The sequence below is a fragment of the Sinomonas sp. G460-2 genome (genome assembly GCF_047759905.1).
Lineage (GTDB): Bacteria > Actinomycetota > Actinomycetes > Actinomycetales > Micrococcaceae > Sinomonas.
On record NZ_JBKZWT010000434.1, the window covers coordinates 1 to 2,450 of the forward strand.

General features: G+C 71.4%; 2 protein-coding genes and 1 pseudogene. 1 reads left to right on the plus strand and 2 read right to left on the minus strand.

What is annotated here, in order from left to right:
- Both ACLN58_RS20995 and ACLN58_RS21000 read right to left on the minus strand, forming a co-directional pair.
- Positions 1-179 (minus strand): annotated as a pseudogene (locus ACLN58_RS20995) (haloacid dehalogenase); the annotation flags it as partial.
- Position 180: 1 nt separating this feature from the next.
- Positions 181-1,107, minus strand: coding sequence for a hypothetical protein (locus ACLN58_RS21000; protein ID WP_415857164.1), 927 nt, complete (start codon positions 1,105-1,107; stop codon positions 181-183).
- A gap of 66 nt (positions 1,108-1,173) precedes the next feature.
- Between ACLN58_RS21000 and ACLN58_RS21005 the strand changes: the two genes are divergently transcribed.
- On the plus strand, positions 1,174-2,450 hold a 1,277-nt coding region (locus tag ACLN58_RS21005), incomplete at its 3' end, for a hypothetical protein (protein ID WP_415857165.1).

Genomic DNA, 2,450 nt, shown 5'->3' on the forward strand with positions numbered 1-2,450 from the left:
GCTGCCACCTCCGCGGGCGAGCGCGATGCGTTGTTCGTCACGTAGCCGAGGCGCACACCGCGGGGCGCGAGGCCCCGCAGCGCCTCGGGCGCGCCAGGAATCGCGTGGGGTCCCGCGTAGACGACGCCGTCGAGGTCTGCGAGGACGGCGTCGAACGCGTCGATGAACGCGGCCGTCACGTCACTCGTGCCCGGCGTCCGAGTCGTTCGCTTCGGCGTTGGGCGAATGCCCTTCGGCCTCGTGCGATTCGCTCGCCTCCGTGCCACCCTCGGGAGCTTCGTCGGCAGCCTCCTCGGGAGCGTCGCGCTCGGTCACGCCGATTTCGTCTTCGGCGAGCCCGAGCTTCTCCGCGTCCTCGGCCGGCGCTTCGGCCTCCTCGGCAGACCCTCCGGCCTCCGCGGCCCGCTCTCCGGCCGTCTCTTCGGCCGGCTCTGCGGACTCCTCGGCAGACTCCTCGTCCTCGTCCCATCCGAAGTCCATGATGTCGGGCTCCTCGAAGTCGCCGACTCCGAGCGCGCTCTCCGCGACACCGATCTGGCGGTACCACTTGGCGGCCTGGTCGGCGCGCCCCGCGGCCGTGAGCGCGTCGGCGTAGGCCTCGAAGAGGCGGGGGCTGAAGGAGAACGCCCGGTTGATGTCGAGCTGCGGGATCTCAAGCTCCTCGATCGCCCCAGCGAGATCGCCCAGATCGGCCCGAGCGCCGGACGCGACGATCGCGAGCTCGACCTTTCCGGCCGTATCGAGCATCTCGCGCTCCTCGGAACGAGTGAGCTCGAGCGCCTTTTCGGGGCGGCCGAGGCCTCGCTCGCAGTCCGCCATGTGAGCGAGGTGGATGCTCGAGCCCGTAATGCGGCGGAACGTGCGGAACTCGCGCAGGGCGTCGTCGTAGCGGCCCGCCGCGTAGGCGGTCATGCCGACGGCCTCGCGGACGGCGCCGATGCGGCCGCCGCGGCGGCTTGCGGCCAATGCGTGCTGGTACGCCGCCTCCGGGTCGAGGTCTATGAGGCGGCCCGCCATGACGAGGTGCTTGGCCACCCACTCGCTGCTGCGGCTTTCGAGCGTCCGCAGCTGGCCGACTGTCGCGCGGTCGAGCTCCTTGCCCGTCACATCGGGATCGATCTCAGGCGAACGCTCGCGGTCCGCACGGTTCGAGACGCGCAGGTCCGCGGCGTTGTGCTCGCGGCGGTACTCCGCCTGCTCTCCCTCGCCACCCTGTTCGCCGGCCGGGCGCTCGCGATCACGCGAGCGGTCGAAGCGCGGACGGTCGCCGTAGGGGCGACGCTCACCGCGGTCGCCGCGCTGGAAGCGCGGACGATCCCCACGCTCGCCCGAAGGACGGCGCTCGCCACGGTCCTCACGATCGAAACGCGGACGATCCCCACGCTCTCCCGAAGGACGGCGCTCGCCACGGTCCTCACGATCGAAACGCGGACGATCCCCACGCTCGCCCGAGGGACGGCGCTCGCCACGGTCCTCACGATCAAAGCGCGGACGATCCCCACGCTCGCCCGAGGGACGGCGCTCACCGCGATCCCCGCGGTCACCAAACGGACGCCGCTCGCCACGGTCCTCACGATCGAAACGCGGACGCTCGCCGCGATCCCCGCGGTCACCAAACGGACGCCGCTCGCCACGATCTCCCCGGTCACCGAAGGGGCGCCGATTGTCACGCTCGCCACCGCCACCGTAAGGACGGCGCTCGCCACGGTCCTCACGATCGAAACGCGGACGATCCCCACGATCGCCATAGGGACGACGCTCGCCACGGTCTCCCCCGTCGCCGAAGGGGCGCCGATTGTCACGCTCGCCACCGCCACCGTAAGGACGGCGCTCGCCACGGTCCTCACGATCGAAACGCGGACGATCCCCACGGTCCCCACGATCGCCATAAGGACGGCGCTCGCCGCGATCACCGCGGTCACCAAACGGGCGACGCTCGCCTTGGCCGGCCGGGCGGAAGGGGCCGCGCTCGCCACGTTCACCGCGGTCGCCAAACGGGCGACGCTCGCCGCGATCACCGCGGTCGCCAAACGGGCGACGCTCGCCCTGGCCAGCCGGGCGGAACGGACGGCGCTCGCCGCGATCCTCACGGTCACCAAACGGGCGACGCTCGCCGCGATCCCCCCGGTCGCCAGAAGGGCGGTCCTCGCCCGACTCACGACGCCGGTCACGGAACCCGCGCGGATTCCCGCCGGAATTGTTCGCACCGCGGAATCCGCCACCACCCGAGCGATCGGAGCCCCGACCCGAGCCGGCGCCGCGACGTGGGCCACCGAACCCCCGTCCGCCCTGACCGCGTCCGAAGTCCTCTGCCATGTGGTTCCTTTCCTCGCGCAGACGCGAGTCCGCGGCTGCATTGGTGCGATCCGGAGACCGCCACTTCACGTTTTGGTGTGCGCCCCGAAGGGGCGAAATCTGACATCTAGTCTAGTTGGTACTGCTGAACTGTC